General features: G+C 38.6%; 17 protein-coding genes and 1 riboswitch. Of the genes, 10 read left to right on the forward strand and 7 right to left on the reverse strand.

Features of this window, described 5'->3' with window-relative positions; translation table 11 throughout:
* Positions 1 to 2 precede the first annotated feature (2 nt).
* Together G9H60_RS05825 and G9H60_RS05830 are read left to right on the forward strand one after the other, a co-directional pair.
* A complete protein-coding gene (locus G9H60_RS05825) occupies positions 3 to 2,708 on the forward strand; it encodes a glycosyl hydrolase (protein ID WP_223143147.1) in 2,706 nt (901 codons plus the stop codon).
* Positions 2,709 to 2,737: 29 nt separating this feature from the next.
* Positions 2,738 to 3,364: a DNA alkylation repair protein gene (locus tag G9H60_RS05830; RefSeq protein WP_223143148.1), complete on the forward strand. Its 627-nt coding sequence runs from the start codon at positions 2,738 to 2,740 to the stop codon at positions 3,362 to 3,364.
* A gap of 61 nt (positions 3,365 to 3,425) precedes the next feature.
* On the opposite strand, the gene G9H60_RS05835 is transcribed toward G9H60_RS05830, so the two are convergent.
* The gene (locus G9H60_RS05835) at positions 3,426 to 5,258 is read right to left on the reverse strand and encodes a glycosyltransferase (RefSeq protein WP_223143149.1); all 1,833 of its coding nucleotides are present in this window, start codon (positions 5,256 to 5,258) and stop codon (positions 3,426 to 3,428) included.
* A gap of 12 nt (positions 5,259 to 5,270) precedes the next feature.
* Positions 5,271 to 6,215, reverse strand: coding sequence for a N(4)-(beta-N-acetylglucosaminyl)-L-asparaginase (locus tag G9H60_RS05840; protein ID WP_223143150.1), 945 nt, complete (start codon positions 6,213 to 6,215; stop codon positions 5,271 to 5,273).
* 132 nt (positions 6,216 to 6,347) lie between these two features.
* On the opposite strand from G9H60_RS05840, the gene G9H60_RS05845 reads away from it, so the two are divergent.
* The 4 genes from G9H60_RS05845 to smpB all read left to right on the forward strand — a co-directional run bounded on the left by G9H60_RS05845 (position 6,348) and on the right by smpB (position 10,335).
* The gene (locus tag G9H60_RS05845) at positions 6,348 to 8,786 is read left to right on the forward strand and encodes a penicillin acylase family protein (protein ID WP_223143151.1); all 2,439 of its coding nucleotides are present in this window, start codon (positions 6,348 to 6,350) and stop codon (positions 8,784 to 8,786) included.
* Positions 8,787 to 8,788: 2 nt separating this feature from the next.
* Positions 8,789 to 9,157 (forward strand): hypothetical protein, encoded by a 369-nt coding sequence (locus tag G9H60_RS05850; RefSeq protein WP_223143152.1) that lies wholly within the window; start codon positions 8,789 to 8,791, stop codon positions 9,155 to 9,157.
* Between the two features lie 75 nt (positions 9,158 to 9,232).
* A complete protein-coding gene (locus G9H60_RS05855) occupies positions 9,233 to 9,814 on the forward strand; it encodes an OmpH family outer membrane protein (protein ID WP_109323934.1) in 582 nt (193 codons plus the stop codon).
* A 59-nt stretch (positions 9,815 to 9,873) separates the two neighbouring features.
* The gene (gene smpB, locus G9H60_RS05860; protein WP_109323933.1) at positions 9,874 to 10,335 is read left to right on the forward strand and encodes an SsrA-binding protein SmpB; all 462 of its coding nucleotides are present in this window, start codon (positions 9,874 to 9,876) and stop codon (positions 10,333 to 10,335) included.
* On the opposite strand, the gene G9H60_RS05865 is transcribed toward smpB, so the two are convergent.
* The 3 genes from G9H60_RS05865 to G9H60_RS05875 are packed head-to-tail and all read right to left on the reverse strand — an operon-like array spanning position 10,332 to position 12,173.
* A complete protein-coding gene (locus G9H60_RS05865; RefSeq protein WP_223143153.1) occupies positions 10,332 to 10,874 on the reverse strand; it encodes a CopD family protein in 543 nt (180 codons plus the stop codon). The two genes, smpB and G9H60_RS05865, sit on opposite strands and share 4 nt — an antisense overlap.
* The gene (locus G9H60_RS05870; protein ID WP_223143154.1) at positions 10,871 to 11,602 is read right to left on the reverse strand and encodes a polyprenol monophosphomannose synthase; all 732 of its coding nucleotides are present in this window, start codon (positions 11,600 to 11,602) and stop codon (positions 10,871 to 10,873) included. Before G9H60_RS05870 ends, G9H60_RS05865 begins: the two co-directional genes overlap by 4 nt.
* A gap of 4 nt (positions 11,603 to 11,606) precedes the next feature.
* Positions 11,607 to 12,173 (reverse strand): DNA-3-methyladenine glycosylase I, encoded by a 567-nt coding sequence (locus G9H60_RS05875; protein ID WP_223143155.1) that lies wholly within the window; start codon positions 12,171 to 12,173, stop codon positions 11,607 to 11,609.
* Between the two features lie 121 nt (positions 12,174 to 12,294).
* Positions 12,295 to 12,491, forward strand: a riboswitch (cobalamin riboswitch).
* 74 nt (positions 12,492 to 12,565) lie between these two features.
* Between G9H60_RS05875 and G9H60_RS05880 the strand changes: the two genes are divergently transcribed.
* Positions 12,566 to 14,524, forward strand: coding sequence for a TonB-dependent receptor plug domain-containing protein (locus tag G9H60_RS05880; RefSeq protein WP_223143156.1), 1,959 nt, complete (start codon positions 12,566 to 12,568; stop codon positions 14,522 to 14,524).
* 212 nt (positions 14,525 to 14,736) lie between these two features.
* Here G9H60_RS05880 and G9H60_RS05885 read toward each other — a convergent pair whose 3' ends face one another.
* Together G9H60_RS05885 and G9H60_RS05890 are read right to left on the reverse strand one after the other, a co-directional pair.
* Positions 14,737 to 15,333: a DUF4833 domain-containing protein gene (locus tag G9H60_RS05885; RefSeq protein WP_223143157.1), complete on the reverse strand. Its 597-nt coding sequence runs from the start codon at positions 15,331 to 15,333 to the stop codon at positions 14,737 to 14,739.
* Complete coding sequence (locus G9H60_RS05890; RefSeq protein ID WP_223143158.1) at positions 15,311 to 16,126, reverse strand: enoyl-ACP reductase FabI; 816 nt, start codon at positions 16,124 to 16,126, stop codon at positions 15,311 to 15,313. Before G9H60_RS05890 ends, G9H60_RS05885 begins: the two co-directional genes overlap by 23 nt.
* Positions 16,127 to 16,333: 207 nt before the next feature.
* On the opposite strand from G9H60_RS05890, the gene G9H60_RS05895 reads away from it, so the two are divergent.
* Genes G9H60_RS05895 through infB form a run of 3 tightly spaced genes read left to right on the forward strand, consistent with a single transcriptional unit; the run spans position 16,334 to position 20,917 of the window.
* Positions 16,334 to 16,810, forward strand: a complete 477-nt coding sequence (locus G9H60_RS05895) for a ribosome maturation factor RimP (RefSeq protein ID WP_223143159.1) — start codon at positions 16,334 to 16,336, stop codon at positions 16,808 to 16,810.
* Between the two features lie 16 nt (positions 16,811 to 16,826).
* Entirely contained in the window at positions 16,827 to 18,074 is a 1,248-nt protein-coding gene (gene nusA / locus G9H60_RS05900) for a transcription termination factor NusA (RefSeq protein WP_109323922.1), read from the forward strand.
* A 41-nt stretch (positions 18,075 to 18,115) separates the two neighbouring features.
* The gene (infB, locus tag G9H60_RS05905) at positions 18,116 to 20,917 is read left to right on the forward strand and encodes a translation initiation factor IF-2 (protein ID WP_223143160.1); all 2,802 of its coding nucleotides are present in this window, start codon (positions 18,116 to 18,118) and stop codon (positions 20,915 to 20,917) included.
* Positions 20,918 to 20,961 lie beyond the last annotated feature (44 nt).

The raw sequence follows: 20,961 nt of genomic DNA on the forward strand, positions 1-20,961 counted from the left end.
AAATGAAAAAAATACTCTTTTTATTGCTGTTGATATACAGCAATCTACAAGCAGCAGGGCCGAAAGACCCTGCTCTTTTTTCAAGTGCCAAGCCCTGGGCTTATTGGTGGTGGCCAGGTAATGCTGTTTCTGAAAAAGGAATTACGCATAATTTGGAAGCCTTCGCCAAAGCAGGTTTTGGAGGTTTGCACATCATTCCCATTTATGGAGCCAAAGGATATGAAAAGCAATTTTTGAATTATCTAAGTCCTGAATGGAATAATAAATTGGCCTTTGTTTTGAAGGAATCCAAAAGATTACATTTGGGTATTGATTTAACTTTAGGAACGGGATGGCCCTATGGAGGTCCTCAAATTGGTATTACTGAAGCCGCCAAAGCCTATAAAATTCAAACGCTGAATTTGTCAGCGGGCGAAACAGTGGCCAACATTTCAGCCACATTGGATAAATTCCCTAATTCCCAATTAGTGTCCATTACCGCGTATGAGGGTAGTAATTTTCAAGAAGACTTATGGCCAATATATCAACAAGGGAAACTATCTAATTGGAAAGCAAAAACATCTAACTCGGTTATTTATCTGATTTATCAAACCTTAACCCAACAAAAAGTAAAGCGTGCGGCACCTGGTGGAGAAGGATGGGTGATGGATCATTTTTCACAAGAGGCTTGGGATGTGTATAAACAACCATTTGCTTCCGTCCTAAAAAAATCACATGCACCTCTAAGAGCTATTTATACGGATTCTTATGAAGTGTATGGTGCAAATTTTAGCCCACGTATATTTGAGGAATTTAAACGAATCAATGGCTACGATCTTCGTCATTATTTACCGGTTTTAGCCTCAGCTAAAGCAGAGAATGAATTTCAAAATCAAGTGTGGGCTGATTATCACCGTACTTTGGCTGATATGTTACTCAATCAATTTACTAAACCTTGGTCCAAATGGATCAAAAGCCAAGGTTTCTTAAGTCGTGATCAGGCACATGGTTCTCCGGGAAATTTGATTGATTTATATGCTTCGGTAGATATTCCAGAGACTGAATTTTTTGGTAGCAAGCCTTATACCATTCCGGGGTATCGTATTGATCCAGATTATGATAGTGTGCGATTTGGCATACCTGATTTGAGAAATATTAAATTAGCTTCATCTGCAGCTGATATCATGGGTAAAAAGCTGGTTTCTTGCGAAACAGCTACTTGGTTAGGAAATCACTTTAAGGTTTCCTTATCCCAAGTGAAACCTATTATTGATGAAGTTTTTGTAGGTGGCGTGAACCATGTTTTTTACCATGGAGCTACTTATTCTCCTCCTGAAGTGGCTTGGCCAGGTTGGTTGTTTTATGCGAGTACCAACTTTAACCCTCAAAGTCATTTTTGGGGTGCTTTACCTGAGCTAAATAAATACATCGAAACATGTCAAAGCATGTTGCAGAAGTATCCGACAGATTCTGACTTGCTTTTGTATTTTCCCATGGAAGATATTTGGCACCAAAGAAATGCATCTGGTAAAACACATGCCTTGGATTTACATGCAAATAGTCGAGATTGGATGATTCAGACTCCTTTTGGGAAATGGTCTAATGCCTTGCAAAATCGTGGTTTTCAAGTGGATTATGTGTCTGATTATTTACTAAGTACCTTGCAGGTTGTATCCCCTAAAAAATGGAAGGCTCCTTCAGGAAATACCTATAAAATGTTGTTGATTCCTCCAAGTACGCATTTGTCTTTAGAGACAATGGAATTGCTATCAACTTGGGTAAAACAAGGAATGCCAGTGTATTTTTTAGAGCATATTCCTTCAGTGGCTAGTACTTGGAATTATACGGAGGAACAAAAAGAGCGCTGGAATAAGGCTAGAGAAAGTTTTCTCTTAAGAGTTTTATCTGATCCTGCCGATGCACTAACTCGTCATGCGGTAACAAAAGAGACTCTAGCTGAACAAGGGCTTTCTTTTATTCGTAAAAGAACAGAAAATGGTTTTGCCTATTTTGTAAGCAATTTATCGAATCAATTTACAGAGGGTAATATTTCACTGGCTAAATCTAGTGCGAGTATAGAAATTCTGAATCCTTTAACTCAAGAAGTTAAGAAAATTAAATTGCCAAAATCAAAGCTACTTTCTCTTGTGTTAGCACCTGGTGAAAGTCGGATTATCCGTACTTCAAATACGTTTAAGGGAGGAGCTCTAACTGCATTAATTGAGAAAAGTGAAGTTGTCATTCAGCCTAGTAGTAAGATTCAAGTGGATTTTGTTCAAGGTGCACCCGCTTTGCCCAAGTCTCAGCAATTGGATGAGTTGAATTATTGGACTAAAGAATCCTCCACGCATCAGTTTAGTGGAACCGCGAAGTATTCCTTTGATTTTGCAATGACAGCGGAAGAACTTAAATCAGCCAAGGTCCTTCATTTCGATCAAGTGCGTGACTGGGTCAAGGTGAAATTGAATGGAAAAGATTTGGGAATAGTTTGGTCTATTCCATTCCAAATAAGCATTCCTTCAGGAATATTGAAAGAAGAGAATCATATTGAACTGGAAGTAACGAACGTGTCAGCCAATCGAATTCGGCAATTGGATAAAGAAGGGGGTAAATGGAAGAATTTCTATGAAATTAATTTTGTGGATATTCGCTATAATCCATTTGATGCATCCAACTGGCCAATTACGGATAGTGGACTTCAAGGAAAACTATATTTCAGCAATCGATGATAGTCCCAGTAGAGCATTTAGTTCAAAAGATGTACTCACTACGTCATGAGGAGAATGCGCATTGGATGAATAAATACATGCGGGAACAATATCCCTTTATAGGTATAAAGAAACCTCAAAGGAATCAGCTATTGAAAGAATGGTATGCCCATGAAGGAAAAGGCTTAGATTGGTTTCAAGTTTCCAATGAACTATTTCGATTAAAGGAAAGAGAATTTCAATACATCGCTTTGGATTATCTTCTGTTTGAGAAAAAAAATTGGGACGAACGTATTCCTCAATTGGTAGAAGATTGGATAGGAGATCAATCTTGGTGGGATGTAGTGGATGTTTTAGGACCGCATGTGATGGGAATTTATATAATGAAACATCCAGAACAACGAGATTGTTGGATTCAGCGGTGGATGGCCTCAGGTAATTTTTGGTTGCAGCGGGTTTGTTTGTTATTCCAATTGACCTACAAAAAAAAAACGGACCTTAATTTGTTAGGGATTTTAATCCAAGACCTGTCTAAAGAGAAAGAGTTTTTTATCCAAAAAGCCATTGGCTGGTCATTAAGGCAATATGCCCGGGTGGACGGTTTTTGGGTCAAGGACTTTGTTTTATCCCATGAATTGGCACCGTTGAGTAGGAGAGAAGCGCTCAAGCATTTATAAAAAAAGCCTTGTCGAGATAGTGAGTCCGACAAGGCTTTTTATTTTTATCCATTCAAAACTTTTAAGCTTTATTCCTTTTTTTCATCAAGGCCAATTCGTGTGCAGTATCGTAATAACTACGCAAATTCGACCAATCGAAGGTGTCGGAAATACTCTCCACCCGGTTTCTTTGAGTAATTCTTTCTCTTTGAGACTGCTGTGTGAATTTGAATAAATTGTTGGCCAACTGCTCCACAGACTCTTGATATGTTTGAGACTTGCGGTTGACAACACTAACACCCCATTGTTCATAATCACGCATGATTTGCATGATATAATCCCCGAAACCTGATAAATCAGAAGTTACAGTAGGTACACCTCTAGCCATACATTCTAGTGGAGTGTAGCCCCAAGGCTCATAATAGCTTGGGAATACTCCTAAATGACAACCACGAACGAATTGACTGTAATCTAATCCAAATAAGGGGTTTGTTGAAACAATAAAATCTGGATGATAAACAATTTTAACTTTGTCATCCGGGTTATTCAATAAATTAGTTCTGTGCAAATTTCGGATGATATCATCTTCTTGTTTCAATAAGTGGGTGACCACTTTAGGCCTTGAAGTAGACTTCCAAGTTTGAACAGTTCTTCTTAAACGAAGTCGCCAGTATTCATCCACAAAATTATTTAAATCAGGCAGTTGCAAATTGTTGGAAGAAGCAGCCGCTAAAAATAATTTTTCTCCTACTTCTTTTTCTATGGCTGAGCAATTTTCTCTGATTTCATCCAAAACAGCTCTTGAATGTAATACTTCAGGGTCAATGGAATGATAAGGCTGCTTGGTCACAAAGAACATGACCACAGTCTTTTTGGAACCAGAATCCTTCATTTTTTGATTTAAGGAAGCAAGTGCATCCAATGTAAGGTCATAGCCTTTATTGCTGTATTCAAATCTACCTGAGGTAAATAAGTATAAAGTTTGATCTAGGTCAAAAGCTTGACTTTGGAAAAAATGTCCCATGACAAATTCAGAAAGATTCTGTTTGTACTTGGAATGCAAATTTTGGTGTTCGTGTAATGCCGCGAAACGTTGAATGTTTAATCCATTCGGTAGGATGAGTTCAGGAATTCGACCTAAAAAATATTGACATTCCTTGGCTGTAATGTCACTAACTGTGGTTAGAACATCTGCTTTTTGGGCAGCTTGTCTTTCAAAGCTTGCTTGTGCCTCAATGCCATAATTGACGGCCTCTTTGTACCAGTCAAAGGTGTCGATGACGTCATAGAAATTGGGTACATTGCCAGCTAAGTACCGCCCAAGCATGGTCGCATGCGTAGTGAAAACAGTTGAAATCTTAACTTTTTCTTTCTTTAAATCAGGTAAGCAAGTGGAGGCCATCCATTCATGAAAATGAACGATTAGATCTTTTTTATTTTGATTTTCCTGAGCCCATTTACTGATGAAAAGACGAATTAATTCTCCCAAGGCAATGGTTTGATTCACCAATTCTTCTACGCCTAAAGTAGAAATCTTGTGGTTTTCCCAAATTCGACCTTTGATCGCATTGATTTGATCATAGATAGAAGCTATATCAAAAAGGATGATTTTGGGTTTTCCGGTTATCAACCAATTTCCATAATGAACTTGGTAGCCTTGTTCTCTCATCCACAAAATAGCTCTTTCCATGGGAGTGTCTTCTCCTACAGGTAAAGCTTCAAATTCTGCAGCAGCCGTTTGGGGGAAATAGGGGCCTAATAATGCATAATCTTCACCCCATTTTTCTACCATCGAGGGTACTTTGGTACGTATTACGGTATATATACCTCCAACCTGATTACATGTTTCCCAAGCTACTTCAACTAAGAACTTCTTTTTAACTACGGGCTTTCTTGTTTTAACTTCGTTCGTCATAGTGAAAATGATTTAAGACATGTAAGAGGCACTTTCAATTACTTCCGTTTTACCATTTTTGGTAATAGTGAAATTAAAGCCTTTTTGGATAGCATAAGCGCCATATTCCCCTTTTTTATTCATGGCTAAATAGCCAACTTGAAATTCTTGATATTTATATCGCTTAACAATACGCATAATTGCCTCTTCGCAAGCTTGTTGTGGACTTTTACCTTGTCGCATGAATTCCACAATGAGAAATGAACCTAAGGTTTTCATAACAAATTCTCCAAGTCCTGTGGCGCAGGCTCCACCCACCTCATCGTCGCAAAATACGGCCCCACCTATGATGGGGGAGTCGCCAACCCGACCGTGCATTTTGAAAGCCATACCACTTGTGGAGCAGGCCCCTGCAATTTCGCCAGCTTTTCCTAATGCAAGTAAACCAATGGTGTCATGTCGTTCGATATTAACTTTTGGCTCATATTTGGCTTGTTTTTTCCATTCTAACCAAGCTTTCTTTGATTTTTCAGTCAATAAATCTTGCTTCTTGAATCCCTGAGATAAGGCAAATTCCAATGCTCCAGCTCCGGAGAGCATGACGTGAGGTGTTTTTTCCATTACAGCTCTAGCCACAGAAATTGGGTGCATGATATGTTCCAAAAAGGTAACTGAACCAGCATTACCTAAATGATCCATGATGCAGGCATCCAAGGTCACATGACCGTCTCGATCAGGATAACCTCCATAACCCACCGTTGTTTCATTAGGGTCAGATTCGGGTACCCACGCACCTGCTTCTACACCATCCAGCGCTTTACCTGTTTCCATGATTTTTTGGTAACCAGCTTGGGTTCCTTTTTCATTTTTCCAAGTAGCAATGATGATAGGTTCTGGGACGGTAGCTTGTTGTTCTAATAATGCCGGACTCGCTAGTCCTAACATTCCAGTAGTTTGTAAAAATGATCTTCTTTTCATTCAAATTTTATGGCCTCGCCCTCGTAAGAAATAATTTTGTTTGTTGATTGAATAACAAATGTGTAAAATTGTCTTTCCAAAGTAAAAAAAAATCTTTGAATTTTCATCTTCAAATTCGTGCCCAACGCATCAATGAGACAATTTAAATCCTTTTTCCCTTTAATCGTAACCTTGATTTGGACTTATGCACTGCATACCAATTGGGGAACCTTACCCCCGATGGGTAAATTGTTAAGTCCTTTCCATGGTTTCTGGGTCAATGCAGAGAAAGCAGATGCTTCAGAACAAACAGAAGAGAACCTACAAATCCCCGGACTAAATGAGCCAGTTCAAGTCTTGTACGATGAAATGGCGATACCTCATGTTTTTGCTAAAAACGACCATGACTTATATTTGGCACAAGGATATTTGACTGCCAAAGACCGTTTATGGCAAATGGAATTTCAAACTCATTTTGCAGGCGGCAGAATTTCTGAAATTGTGGGTTCCAAAGGAATGGCTTCCGACCAATTTCAACGCCGTATGGGAGCAGTTTATGGTGCAGAACAGTCATTAAAAGGTATGGTAGAAGATCCTTTGGCGAAAGCGTCCTTAGAGGCTTATACAGCTGGGGTGAATGCGTACATTGAAAGTTTAACGGATAGAACTTTACCTTTGGAGTACAAATTGTTGAATTACCGACCAGAAAAATGGGAGCCTTTAAAAAGTGCTTTATTTTTAAAGAATATGTCATTTGTTTTGGCATCTGGGACTGATGATTTAAGAATGACCAATATTTTAAGAAAATATGGTCGAGAAGTAGCGGAACATTTATTTCCCAATTATCCATTCGAAGAAAGTCCTATTATTCCAGAAGGAACACCATTGGATTTCAAACCATTACCTATTCCAGCTGCGCCTGCAGATTTTATTGGATTAGGAAGCACAATGAAAACTCCGGAAAAAGACCCAAACACGGGTTCGAATAACTGGGCGGTAGCTGGCAACAAAACTATTTCTGGTATGCCAATTTTGGCCAACGACCCGCACTTAACCTTGTCTTTGCCATCCATTTGGTATCAAATGCAATTGGTAGCTCCAGGGATAAATGTCTATGGTTCCACCATGCCAGGTTCACCAAATGTCATTGCTGGTTTTAACAAGAACATCGCTTGGGGAGTTACCAATGTGGGTTCCGATGTGATGGATTGGTATCAAATCAAATTCAAGGATGCTTCCAAAAAGGAATATTGGCACGATGGCAAATGGAAAAAAACTACCATGCGCATTGAGCGATTTAAAGTAAGAGGCGAAGATGATTTTGTGGATACTGTATTTTTTACTCACCATGGTCCAGTCGTTTATTTAAGTCACGAAAAACCATTCCGTTCGAATATTCCAGTAGGACACGCATTAAAGTGGATAGCCTTAGAAAAATCGAGTGAGGTTTCAGCCTTTTATCAACTGAACCGTGCGGCTAATTACGATGAATATAAAGCTGCAATTACTCATTTTTCTGCTCCTGCGCAAAACTTTGTATTCGCTAGTAATCAAGGGGATATTGCACTTTGGGTGAATGGTAAATTCCCTTTGAAATCAATTTTACAGGGTAAATATTTATTGGATGGCACGGATCCAGCGGCAGATTGGAAGGGCTATATACCCCATGATCACGATCCTCATGTAAAAAATCCTCCAAGAGGATTTGTAAGTTCAGCTAACCAGTTTTCAGTGGATAAGAACTATCCTTATTATTTGGGATGGCAATTTGCCCCTTCGGAACGAGGAAGAAGAATTAATGAACGCTTAACTGCCATGAATAAAGCAACTGTCGATTCCTTGCGAGGATTGCAAAACGATAATTTCAACATTCGAGCTCGTCGATTATTACCCTTATTATTACCTCACATTAGCAATCCCACTCCTCAATTGGCAGCGGCTTTGGATGTGCTTAAAAAATGGGATTTGCAAAATTCCAAAGAGTCGATAGGAGCCACCATTTTTGAAAATTGGGTGATATTATTGCAGTCCTCACTTTGGGATGATGAATTCAATGCGGATGAAAAGGCCCCAATGAATATTCCAACAGTTGATCGTACGCTGAAATTAATCATTGAAGAGCCGGGGGCAATTTGGTGGGATAACGTGAAAACCAAAAACAAAAAGGAAAGTATGGCTGATATCATTCGTGCCTCTTTTCAAGCAAATATAGACAGCTTAACCAAGCTTCATGGTCCTTTAGGGACTGATTGGGTTTGGTATAAACATAAACAAACGGGTGTTAGACACTTAATACCAGGTATGGATGCATTGAGTAGATTGAACATCCCGATTGGTGGTGGAGGGTCTATTGTAAATGCCTCAACGACCAAAACGGGTCCATCGTGGAGATTGGTAGTGGAATTATCCAAATCAGAAAACCCAAATGCTTATGGAGTTTATCCTGGCGGTCAGTCTGGAAACCCTGGTAGCTCTCACTATGATGATTTAATCGATACTTGGGCCAAAGGAGAATTAAGGCCGCTTTTATTTTTGAATCAAGCGGACCAAAAAACCAATCGAATTCGTAAAAAATTGATTTTAACTAAGTAATTATGGCACAACGTAAAATGAATACAACTTTTGCCCTCACAGTAGTGCTCATCATGGTTATAGTAGGCGCTATTGTTCAAACATATTTGCCATGGTATTCCATGGGGATAGCCTTTGGTATTATTTCCTTCTTTTTAGCATTGCCAAGTAAATCAGCCTTTTTGATTGGTCTAGGTTCAGGTTTTGTATTGTGGGCATTCGCTGCAGTGTGGATGGACAGTCAATTCCCAAGTACCTTACCTTCACGGATGGCCCAAATTTTACCTGTGGGCGGAAGTGTAGTAGTTTTATACTTGCTGACTGGAGTATTTGGTGGATTAACAGGAGCTTTATGGTCTTGGGCAGGTTCAAAATTGAGAGGAAATCATTGAAAATTGTAATTTTTTAGGACAACTGAATAAGACCTTGTATCTTTACGTCCTAGTCATTTTTAAACATTATACCCCGTGAAAAATCTTCATTATGCTTGGTTAGTAGTTTTAACTTTTGCCATTGCTTATTTGTACTTTAAACCATCAGGTTCTTCAGCAGGAATTGGTGCGACAACCACTGACGGAAAGAGAATCGTTTTTGTTAATTCAGATTCATTGTTGAACAATTATCAATTTTACAAAGACGCTCAAAAAGAGTTTGAAAATAAAGGATATCGTTTGCAAGTTGATTTAGGTCAAAAAGAACGTGCACTTCAAGGTGAATTGCAAGCTATCCAACAACGTGCTTCTGCTATGACTCAAGCAGAATTGCAAGCAGCAGATATGACTTTGAAAAAGAAAGGAGCTGAATTGCAACAATATAGCCAGCAAAAACAAGCTGAGTTAGGTCAAGAACAGGCTAAGAAAAACGAAGAGTTATACAATAACATTCGTGAATATATCACTAAAGTGAACAAAGAGAACAAATACGAATTCGTTTTGGGTTATTCTAAATTAGGTGGCGGTATTTTATTTGCTGATGCCTCTGTAGATGTGACTCAAAAAATGATTGAAGGTTTGAACAAAGAATACGCTGCCAAAAAAACAGGTAAGTAATCTTTTAAACTCGAAAAAGCCACGCAGTGAATCTGTGTGGCTTTTTTATTTGTATTATTATGGCAAGAGAAAAAATTCAAAAGAAAGTTGAAATCCAGAATAGAAGGGCTTCTTTTGAATATGCTTTTTTGGAAACCTGGACAGCAGGATTGGTTTTGACGGGTACGGAAATAAAATCCATTCGTCAAGGTAAAGCCAATCTAACAGATGCTTATTGCCTTTTTATGCAAGATGAATTGTATGTGAGAAATATGCATATTTCCACGTATGAGGAAGGAACGCATTTCAATCATACACCACTTAGAGATCGCAAGTTATTATTGTCAAAAAGAGAGCTGAAGAAGCTTCAAAAGGAATTAAAGAATGTGGGTTTGACCATCATACCCACCCGTTTATTCATCTCGGATAAAGGATATGCCAAGTTGAACATTGCATTGGCAAAAGGTAAAAAGAGTTTTGATAAACGAGAAGATATTAAAGAAAAAGATGTCAAGAGAGAAATGGCTCGGCAATTGACTTAAGCTTTATTTCGAAAGCGTTTAGCAATTTTTACGGCCGCCATAATGAGTATACCAAAGAGGGTAAAACCCAATAAGCCATAAAGCCAATCCAGGCTATTTTTCCCTACCACCAAAAAGACCACCGATACCAATAAAATGGTCGCAATCTCATTGAATAGGCGTAGTTGTGGCCCAGAAAACATGAAATTCTGCTGCCGAAATTGATAGACAATGTGACGACAATAAAAGTGGTAGATGGTGATTCCAACAACAAAGGCTAGTTTTAGGTGTAACCAGGTATGCTGAGTAAATCCATCCCACCATTGGAAGTAAACCAAACTAAGTCCTGTTATCCAGGTTAAAAACATGGCAGGAATCATGATAGCATTGAATAATACCTTCTGCATTTTTTCAAATTGCGTGGAAAGAATACTGCGTTCGGGCTCCTGTTTATCCTGAGATTCAGCATGATATACCAATAGACGGGGTAGATAGAACAATCCAGCAAACCAGCTAACCACAAATATAATGTGCAGCGATTTTATAATTGGATAGATCATGGTCTTTGGTAGCGTTTGAAAAAACTATTGACTTTTAACTGAATGACGCCAAAGATAGCTTCTTTAAAAATATTGGCGGACATTTTACTTTCTCCTTTTGTACGATCGGTGAAAATGATGGGAACCTCCACAATCTTGAAGCCATATTTCCAGGTCGTGAATTTCATTTCTACTTGGAATGCATAACCAATGAATTTGATTTCGTGAAGAGGAATGGTTTCTAGTACTTGTCTACGGTAACATACAAATCCTGCCGTAGCATCTTGGATGGGCATGCCAGTAATAAATCGAACATAAAAACCGGCAAAATACGACATCAAGACACGCCCAATTGGCCAATTGACCACATTAACACCATTGATATACCGTGATCCAATAGCCATGTCTGCACCTTGATCACAGGATTGATATAATCGAACTAAATCATCAGGATTATGAGAGAAATCAGCATCCATTTCAAAGATGTAATCGTATTTCTTTTCAATACAGTAATTGAATCCCGCAATGTAGGCAGTGCCTAATCCCAATTTCCCTTGACGTTCAATTAGGTGGATTCTTTCAGGGAAAGTTGATTGAATTTGTTTTACTACTTGAGCAGTCCCATCTGGAGAGCCATCATCTACAATTAATAAATCGAATAAGGGCTCCAGGCTCATCACCTTTTCGATAATGGCTTGGATGTTTTCTATTTCATTGTAAGTCGGGACGATGACAATCCTCGAATTCATAAATTTATTTTTTTGGGTAGCAAAAACATTCAGTAATATGGTCGTTAACTAGGCCCGCAGCTTGCATAAATGAATAGCAAATAGTTGGACCAACGAATTTAAAACCGTGTTTCTTCAGGGATTTGCTCATGGCTAATGAGAGTTCCGTACTGCTAGGCAATTCTTGATGACTGAAGAAGTGGTTTTGTATGGGGGTGAAACTCACAAATTCCCAAATGTAGCGGTCAAAGCTACCAAATTTTTCCTGAATTTTGATAAATGCTTGCGCATTCATTTTAACAGCCTGAATTTTTAATCGATTTCGGATAATTTTTGGATTTTCAAGACATTCCTGCAGTTTTTCATCGGTCCATTGGGCAATTTGATGAAAATTAAAATGGTCAAAAGCCTCTCTGAAATCCTCTCTTTTTCGCAATATAGTGATCCAGCTTAATCCAGATTGAAAACCTTCCAATATCAGTAATTCAAACAATTTTTGGTCATCATGAAGAGGAACTCCCCATTCCGAATCATGGTAAGTTATATAAAGTGGGTCGGAAGAAACCCAGGCACATCGAGTAGGATTCGTCATTATTCTGGAATTAGGCTGCAAGCAAGTGAAATTATAAGGATTTGCCTTGTTAAAAACTGATAAATTCTAAAAATCTGAATTCTATTTTAAGAAGGCCCAAAATCCTAGGAATTATTTTTTACCTTTGGCATTAGATAAGGGTGTGTAATCTTTTCTAAAAGATTGTCACTTAATAGGGAATTTGGTTTAAGCCAAAACTGTCCCCGCAACTGTAAGTTTTTGTAAAAACATTTATCCATCAAAAGCCACTGGAATTTCTGGGAAGGCAGATAAATGATGAAAACGAGTCAGGAGACCTGCCTTTTTCAATTCTTGATGTCGCATTACGGAGGATGAGACGAGATCGAGCGTTCGAGTATTTTTTAAATTTTATAGCCGAGAGGCTAAACATCATGTTTTATTTTAAATCGCAATGCTTGGCATTGGGGGCGATTTTATTCCCTTGCGCCGTAGTATTTGCTCAGCAATCTGCTGAATCATCATTGTTGTCTGAGGTACAGGTAAGTGCACCAAAGTATCCTCAAAAATTAAGTCAAACTGGCAAAGTGATCAGTTTGATAAGTCGAGCCCAACTTGACCAAATGACAGGTAAAAGTTTGGCTGAAGTGCTGCAAAGTCAAGTGGGAATTTCAGTAAACGGAGCGCGGAGTGCACCAGGATCTAATCAAGAAATTTATGTTCGTGGAGCTAACACAGGCCACGTCTTATTATTGATTGATGGTTTTCCTGTCAATGATCCATCGCATATTTCACAAGTGATGGATTGGAACTTGTTGGATATCAGTTCTTTGGAGCGGATAGAAATTTTGAAAGGAGGACAGTCCACTTTGTATGGCTCAGATGCCATGGCTGGGGTAATCAATTTAGTGACTCAAAAAACCAGTACAAAGCAAGTGCAAGGAAATGTTCAAGTGCAAGCAGGAACTATTGGAGAGTTGAATACGACGGCACAAATACGAGGGTCAATTGCTAAGAATCAGTGGAATGTTCAGGTTCGAGATTTTGTAAGTCAAGGGTATTCTGCTGCGAAAGACACTGTTGGAAATTATGAAAAAGATGGATTTCGACAGCAACAAGTACATCTTGCTTGGTCGCGACCTATGGGTCAAAAGTCATGGTTAGAGGTTTATTATCAGTGGAATGGTAATAAGAGTAATTTAGATGCGGGCCCATTTGTCGATGAAAGAGATTACACAGCCAAGGCAAATTCAAGCTCCATTCGTTTACAATATCAATATAGAGGATTGAATACCAGTTGGTATTTACGTGCATTCCATGAAATCATACACCGTGAATTTAAGAATGACTCCACTTTCATTGCAGCGAATGCCTGGACAAATTTTTCATTTTCTACATATCATGGTAAAAGTCAAGGGCTTGAATGGTATGGAAAGTGGTCCTTGGGGAATGAATTTGTATTGTTAGCAGGAACGGAATATCGATACCAGAATACTTCACAATCGGATTATTCAATTAGCGCTTTTGGAAGGTATGATTCACCATCTTTAGCTCCTGAAAAAGCCAATCAATCCATTTGGGCGACTTATGCTACGCTACAAAAGAATTGGCAAATGGGAGGAATAGAAGTAGGTACACGTTGGAATAAATCATCCAACTTTGGAGATTTTACTACTTTTAACATCAACCCATATGTGTTTTTGTCGACAGAATGGAAATTATTTGCCAATGGTTATACAGGATTTAAGGTACCTTCTCTTTATCAATTGTATTCACCTTATGGGAATAGTGCATTGAAACCAGAATTAGGGTCAACTATTGAATTGGGTATTTCTTATTTGAATGCTGATTGGTCGGCGAGGGTTGTGGGGTTTCAGAACCAGGTAAGAGATGGTATTGTTTTTCAATCTAAGAATGTAGATCCTTATGGTCAATATGTGAATGTATCAAAGCAAAGTACTCAAGGGCTAGAATTAGAGGGAGCTTACCGTAGGGGGGCTTTTAATTCTTCCTTGAATTATACCTTTTTAGATGGTTCAATGACGAATAAGTTTGCTGGAAAAGATAGTACCTATTCTTCATTGATTAGGCGGCCAGCACATGCCTTAGTATTGAATTTTGGACTTCGTTTAACCAGTCATTGGCAGGTTTCTTTATTGCACCATTGGCAGGCAAGAAGAACAGATTTTGTATATGATGAAGCATTGTTTTCAGTCGTAGCTAAGGAATTAAGTCCTTATGTTTGGGCAGAATTACAAAGTAGTTTTGAATTGAATAAACACTTTCATGTCAATTTAATCATTAAGAATCTGTACAATCAAAAATTTATTGAATCTTATGGTTACGCGACCCAGCCATTGAATGCTGTTTTGGTGTTAAAATATAGGTGGTAGAACCAACGCTGTCAAGGTTTTAAACCTTGACAGCGTTAGGCAAATTTATCTTTTTTTCGCTTTTCAAGAAGGCGTAAAACTGATAAAATGTTCAAGATATCAATGAATTGATATCTTGAACATTAATCCAATAAATTGAAAGATTTATTAATATAAAATTGGCAATTTTACCAACGTTGTCAAGGTTTTAAACCTTGACAACGTTAAAGATTTTAAGGCTTAAAACGTTCATAAACATCTTTGCCAGAAACGGGATCTTTACCAAATAGTTCAATGTAATTTACGGAAGGCATGAATTTGCTTTCATCCACACTAACAAATACACGTTTTAGTACTTGCAGTCTACCATTGATGGGGAAAAGGGCAATAGGTGAGCCTTTGGGGTCAAGCTTTACAACAAATTTTCTTTTACGGTAAGCTAAAAAATAGCCTTCATAAGAAGGTTCTGTTTCGCTACTTATTCTATTTGTGTAAAGACCATATGCCAAGGTTTTTTGAATGGAAGATAATTCTTCTTGTTGACCTTTTTCAGCATATCGAATCCAATAGGTGTGAACGGGGTTTTTGGCATTCAAAGCTTTACTTGCTGTTAAATTGGCATCATACACCACCACATTCGTATTTGAACTACGCTGAATGTAGAACAAGCGAATTGCGCTTTCTGGAGGAGTAGGAAATGTTTCCCGTGCAGCTAATGCAGGTAGTGTACCCCATATTAGCCACAGGAAAATGCGAATAAAAGCAGAAGGTAGGTTCAATGTAAAGCCTCGATGATAAGAGAAAGGATTATTGTTTTTCCATTTTTTCAACGATTTCTTCTGAAATACCTACGCAAGAAAATCCTCCATCATGGAATAAATTTTGCATGGTTACTTTGCGAGTTAAATCGGAAAATAAGGTAATGACATAATCAGCACATTCATCAGCTGTGGCGTTACCAAGAGGAGACATCTGATTTGCATATTCATAGAATGCATTGAAACCGCTAATTCCTGTACCTGCTGTCGTTTTAGTAGGTGATTGAGAAACGGTATTAATTCGAACACCTTTGGCTTTACCATAGTGGTAGCCATAAGAACGAGCAATCGATTCTAACATGGCTTTTGCTTGAGCCATATCTGTATAATCTGGGAATGAACGTTGTGCCGCAATGTAAGAAAGGGCTACTACAGAACCTCCTTGAGCAATAGCATCTTTTTTCTGAGCTACTTGAAGCATTTTGTGGAAGGAAAGAGCCGATACATCCAATGATTTTAAAAACCATTCGTAGTTCAAATCTCCATACTCACGTCCTTTACGGATATTGGTACTCATTCCGATGGAATGAAGAACGAAATCGATTGGGCCACCTAAAAATTCGATGGACTCATCGTATAATTTTTCTAAGTCTTCAATCGAAGTAGCATCTGCACCGATTACTTTAGCACCGCATTTTTCGGCTAGGTTATTGATTTCGCCCATACGCATAGCGAGTGGTGCATTGGTCAAGGTGAAAGTGGCTCCTTCTTCGTGAGCTCTTTCTGCAATTTTCCAGGCGATGGAATCTTCATTTAATGCGCCAGAGATAATACCTCTTTTTCCTTTTAGTAATTGATATGCCATAAGAAGCGATCTAGATCGATTGAAATTTTGTGATTTTGCTTCCAAAGTAACGAATTTTTTCTCAGAATAGAATGGATTTATCCATCTCAAATAGCATTCTATTTGCTGAATGGGTTGTTATTTAGAAAATTATGCGTAAATTGCAGAGGAAATTTAAGAAATGAAGAGGGGTTTTTAATCCCTCTTTTTGTTTTCAATTGAAAAAGCATGGGTGATTTATCAGAGAAAATTAGGGAATGGTTGTTGGCTTACGTGGGAGAGGGTCCTATTTTTTTAGTGGATTTACAAGTTTCTCCAGGTAGTAAACGTAGTCTAGTTACGATATTGGTTGATACTTTAGAAGGAATATCCATTGATGAATGTGCCTTGTTGAGCCGTAAATTGGCTCATCATATCGAAGAAAATGCTTGGATTGAGGAAGCCTACAATTTAGAGGTATCTTCTCCGGGTTTAGATTTTCCATTAACGCAAGGTTGGCAGTTTCAGAAAAATATTGGTCGCAAGGTCAAAGTTTGGATGAAAAAAGAAGGGCAAGTAGAGGGGGCATTGCTGGCTTATAAGGAAGATTCAATAGAGATATTAACAGAGAAAACGCTGAAACATCGCGTGATAGTGGCTAAGGAATCTACTTGGTTTCCTTTGGCAGAAATAGATAAAATTAAAGTACAAGTGTCATTTCAATAAAAAAAGAGAGATAGCAATGAACAGTGTTGAATTAATTTCGTCATTTGCAGAGTTTGCTCGGGAAAAGAACATTGATAAGCCGTCGATGATTGCGGTTTTGGAGGATGTGTTTCGTACCATGATTCGTAAGAAATTTGGTTCCGATGAAAACTTCAATGTGATTATCAATCCCGAGAGTGGCGATTTAGAGATGTGGCGTACACGTGAAATCGTGGACGATAATTCAGAAGATATTTGGGATTTTGATAAAATTCCATTGTCAGAAGCGAAATTAATCGAGCCCGATTTTGAGATTGGTGAAGAGGTAGCTGAATTGATTAAACTAGAGGATTTCGGTCGTCGTGTGGTTCAAACAGCACGTCAGACTTTGATTCAAAAGATTAAGGATATAGAGAAGGAAAGTCTTTATGATAAATATAAAGATTTAGTAGGGGAATTGGTGAGCTCAGAAGTATATCAAATTTTGGGTCGTGAGTTAATCTTATTAGATAGCGAAGACAATGAATTGATTTTGCCAAAAACAGAAATGATTCCCAAGGATCGTTTCAAAAAGGGTGAAACAATCAAAGCGATTATTCATAAGGTGGAAATGGCAAATGGTACACCTCGTATCATTCTTTCCCGTATTTCACCTGTATTTTTGGAGCGTTTGTTTGAACAAGAGATTCCAGAAATTTATGATGGTACTATCACAATTCGTAAGATTGTTCGTGAACCAGGTGAGCGTGCAAAAGTAGCTGTTGAGTCCTATGATGACCGTATTGATCCTGTTGGAGCTTGCGTGGGTATGAAAGGATCACGTATTCATGGCATTGTTCGTGAATTGCAGAATGAAAATATTGACGTGATTAACTTCACTGACAATTTAGAGTTATTGGTAGCTAGAACTTTAAGTCCAGCTAAATTAAACTCAATGACCATTGATAAAGAGCGTAAGCGTATTTCGGTATTCTTAAACTCGGATCAAGTTTCCATGGCGATTGGTCGTGGTGGTCAAAACATTAAATTGGCAGGAAAGTTAGTGGGATATGAAATTGACGTCTTCCGTGATGTTCCTAAGGACGAACTAGACGAGGAGGATGTAGAATTGAATGAATTCTCTGACGACATTGACGCTTGGATTTTGGATGAGCTACATAAAATTGGTTTGGATACAGCCAAGCAGGTTTTAGCTTTATCTAAAGAAGAATTGGAGCGTAGAACGGAGTTGGAAGAGGAGACGATCGAAGATATCTTATCGATTCTTCGTGCTGAATTTGAGTAAGTTGTAACACATTGAATGAATTATAGTATTTTGTAATTTTTATGGCAGAAGAAAAGACAATGCGATTGAGCCTTGTAGCAAAACAAATAAACGTGGGGACGTCTACGATCCTTCAGTTTCTTTCTGCTAAGGGTCACAAAATTGATAATAACCCAAATGCCAAATTAAATTTTGAGCAGCTTAGCTTATTGGCTAGAGAGTATGATGCGAATCATATTTTGGAAGCCTCTGAAGCGCCTAAAAAAGCTGTTGAAGAAGTAGTTGCGCCTGAACCTGTTGTGGTTGTGGAGAAAAAACCTGAGCCAGCCCCTGTCGTAGAGGTTGTTGCTCCAGCTCCAGAACCCGTTAAAGTTGTTGAAGTTCCCGTAGTGGAGGTTGTGAAACCTGAACCCACTCCAGAAGAGGAACCTAGACCAATGGGTTTAAAAGTGTTGGGTAGAATCGATTTAGACAAGAAAGGCCATCCTATTGCGCCAAAGCCAGTTGAGAAACAAGTGGAGGCGCCGAAAGTAGTAGAAGAAAAAGTGGTAGAGCCTATTGCTCCAGTAGTACCTGAGGCAAAAGTAGAGCCCATCCAAGAAGTGGTTGAGCCTGTTAAAGAGGAAATTAAGCCTGCAGTAGTTCCTGTGGCAGCAGTTGTTCCTCCTGTAGTAGAATCAACAACTCCTGATATTGAGTTAATTGAAGCAAAAGGTGAGACTTTGAAGGGTCTTACAGTGCTAGGTAAAATTGAATTACCTACTCCAAGTGATCGCTCTGGTGATAAAAAACACAAGAGAAAACGAATCATTAAAGAAGAAAAGAGACCTGTTTCCAATGATACAGCGAATCGTCCGGCACCAGCAGGAGGAGGCGACTTCAAGAAAAAGGATTTCGGAAAGAAACCAGCAGCCCCAGGTGCTAAACCAGGAGGACCCAAGGAAGAGCTTTCTGATAAAGATATTCAAGAGCAAATTAAGGCTACCATGGCTCGCTTGCAAGGTGCAACCAACAAGCAGAGTTTTGGAGCAGATAAGAGACGTGTTAAGCGTAGAGAGCGAGCAGAAGCAGATGAAGCTCGTCAATTAGCTGAAGACGAAGAATCAAAAATCTTAAAAGTAACTGAATTTATTTCAGCAAGTGATTTAGCTTCTTTGATGGATGTATCTGTCAATGAGGTGATTTCAACTTGTATGAGTTTAGGTATGTTCGTTTCGATTAACCAACGTTTGGATGCCGAAGCGATTACTATTATTGCTGATGAGTTCGGGTTTGAAGTGAGTTTTATTTCGGCAGAAGAAGAAATTGATGCTGTTGAAGTTGAAATCGAAGATGATCCAGCTGATTTAGTTCCAAGAGCACCGATTGTAACCATCATGGGTCACGTAGACCACGGTAAAACATCTTTATTGGATTATATCCGTCGGGCTAAAGTGGCAGCTGGTGAAGCAGGAGGTATTACCCAACATATTGGTGCTTATTCAGTTCAAACAGAATCAGGTAAGAAAGTTACTTTCTTAGATACACCAGGTCACGAGGCGTTTACTGCCATGCGTGCTAGGGGAGCTAAAATTACTGACGTTGTAATTATTGTTATTGCGGCAGATGATTCTGTGATGCCTCAAACAAAGGAAGCTATCAACCACGCAATGGTAGCTGGAGTACCAATCGTATTTGCTTTCTCTAAAGTAGATAAGGATGGAGCCAATCCAGATAAAGTTCGAGAGGAATTAGCGGCTATGAATATGTTAGTGGAAGATTGGGGCGGTAAATACCAATGTCAAGAAATTTCTTCTAAATCTGGATTAGGTATAGATGATCTTTTGGAAAAGGTATTGTTGGAAGCGGAGTTATTGGATTTAAAAGCAAATCCAAATAAAAAAGCAGTTGGTTCTGTTATTGAAGCAGAATTAGATAAAGGCCGTGGATATGTAACTACGCTATTAATTCAAGCTGGAACATTGAATATTGGTGATATGATGTTGGCTGGAGATAATTATGGTCGTGTTAAGGCTATGTTTGACCACCACGGTAATAAAATTAAAAAAGCAGGTCCTTCTACACCAGTTCAAGTATTAGGTTTGAATGGAGCTCCTCAAGCTGGAGATAAGTTACTTTGTTTAGAAAATGAGCGTGAAGCTCGTGAAATTGCTAACAAGCGTGAGCAAATTTTACGTGAGCAATCATTACGTACTAGAAAACACATTACTTTAGAAGAGATTGGTCGCCGTAAGGCAATCGGAACTTTCCGTGAGTTGAATGTGATTGTAAAAGGTGACGTGGACGGTTCCGTAGAAGCTTTGTCTGACTCTTTATTGAAGTTATCTACAGAAGAAGTACAGGTTAGAATTATTCATAAAGGGGTGGGTCAGGTTTCTGAATCTGATGTGGCTTTGGCTTCTACCTCGGATGCTGTGATTATAGCATTCCAAGTTCGTCCATCGGTGAATGCCCGTAAATTGGCTGAAGCTGAGCAAATTGAAATCAGAAACTACTCCATTATTTACCAAGCGATTGATGAAATCAAGGCTGCAATGGAGGGAATGTTAGCTCCTACCTTTGAAGAAGTCATTACTTCGAATATTGAAGTGCGTGATGTATTCAAAATTTCTAAAATTGGTACAGTTGCAGGTTGTTACGTATTGGATGGAACGGTGAAACGTGCTAATAAGATTCGTGTCATTCGTGACTTTGTAGTGGTTCATGAAGGTGAAATTTCAGCCTTGAAACGTTTCAAAGATGATGTAGCTGAAGTTAAGTTTGGTTACGAATGCGGTTTATCCGTTAAGAACTTCAATGACCTAGAAGTAGGAGATACCATTGAATGTTACGAAATGAAAGAAGTTAAGCGAACTTTGAAATAAATAGTAATTTCAATACATGGGATAAAACAAAAGGCCGATTCGAA

Source organism: Aquirufa aurantiipilula (genome assembly GCF_019923745.1).
Taxonomy (GTDB): domain Bacteria; phylum Bacteroidota; class Bacteroidia; order Cytophagales; family Spirosomataceae; genus Aquirufa; species Aquirufa aurantiipilula.

Excerpts from the sequence above, each read along its gene's own strand:
- G9H60_RS05870 (WP_223143154.1), bottom strand. The coding sequence starts at position 11,602 with ATGAATTCGAGGATTGTCATCGTCCCGACTTACAATGAAATAGAAAAC.
- G9H60_RS05830 (WP_223143148.1), top strand. The coding sequence starts at position 2,738 with ATGTACTCACTACGTCATGAGGAGAATGCGCATTGGATGAATAAATAC.
- G9H60_RS05880 (WP_223143156.1), top strand. The coding sequence starts at position 12,566 with ATGTTTTATTTTAAATCGCAATGCTTGGCATTGGGGGCGATTTTATTC.
- G9H60_RS05895 (WP_223143159.1), top strand. The coding sequence starts at position 16,334 with ATGGGTGATTTATCAGAGAAAATTAGGGAATGGTTGTTGGCTTACGTG.
- G9H60_RS05845 (WP_223143151.1), top strand. The coding sequence starts at position 6,348 with ATGAGACAATTTAAATCCTTTTTCCCTTTAATCGTAACCTTGATTTGG.
- G9H60_RS05840 (WP_223143150.1), bottom strand. The coding sequence starts at position 6,215 with ATGAAAAGAAGATCATTTTTACAAACTACTGGAATGTTAGGACTAGCG.
- G9H60_RS05865 (WP_223143153.1), bottom strand. The coding sequence starts at position 10,874 with ATGATCTATCCAATTATAAAATCGCTGCACATTATATTTGTGGTTAGC.
- G9H60_RS05835 (WP_223143149.1), bottom strand. The coding sequence starts at position 5,258 with ATGACGAACGAAGTTAAAACAAGAAAGCCCGTAGTTAAAAAGAAGTTC.
- G9H60_RS05890 (WP_223143158.1), bottom strand. The coding sequence starts at position 16,126 with ATGGCATATCAATTACTAAAAGGAAAAAGAGGTATTATCTCTGGCGCA.
- G9H60_RS05875 (WP_223143155.1), bottom strand. The coding sequence starts at position 12,173 with ATGACGAATCCTACTCGATGTGCCTGGGTTTCTTCCGACCCACTTTAT.
- infB (WP_223143160.1), top strand. The coding sequence starts at position 18,116 with ATGGCAGAAGAAAAGACAATGCGATTGAGCCTTGTAGCAAAACAAATA.
- G9H60_RS05825 (WP_223143147.1), top strand. The coding sequence starts at position 3 with ATGAAAAAAATACTCTTTTTATTGCTGTTGATATACAGCAATCTACAA.
- G9H60_RS05850 (WP_223143152.1), top strand. The coding sequence starts at position 8,789 with ATGGCACAACGTAAAATGAATACAACTTTTGCCCTCACAGTAGTGCTC.
- nusA (WP_109323922.1), top strand. The coding sequence starts at position 16,827 with ATGAACAGTGTTGAATTAATTTCGTCATTTGCAGAGTTTGCTCGGGAA.
- smpB (WP_109323933.1), top strand. The coding sequence starts at position 9,874 with ATGGCAAGAGAAAAAATTCAAAAGAAAGTTGAAATCCAGAATAGAAGG.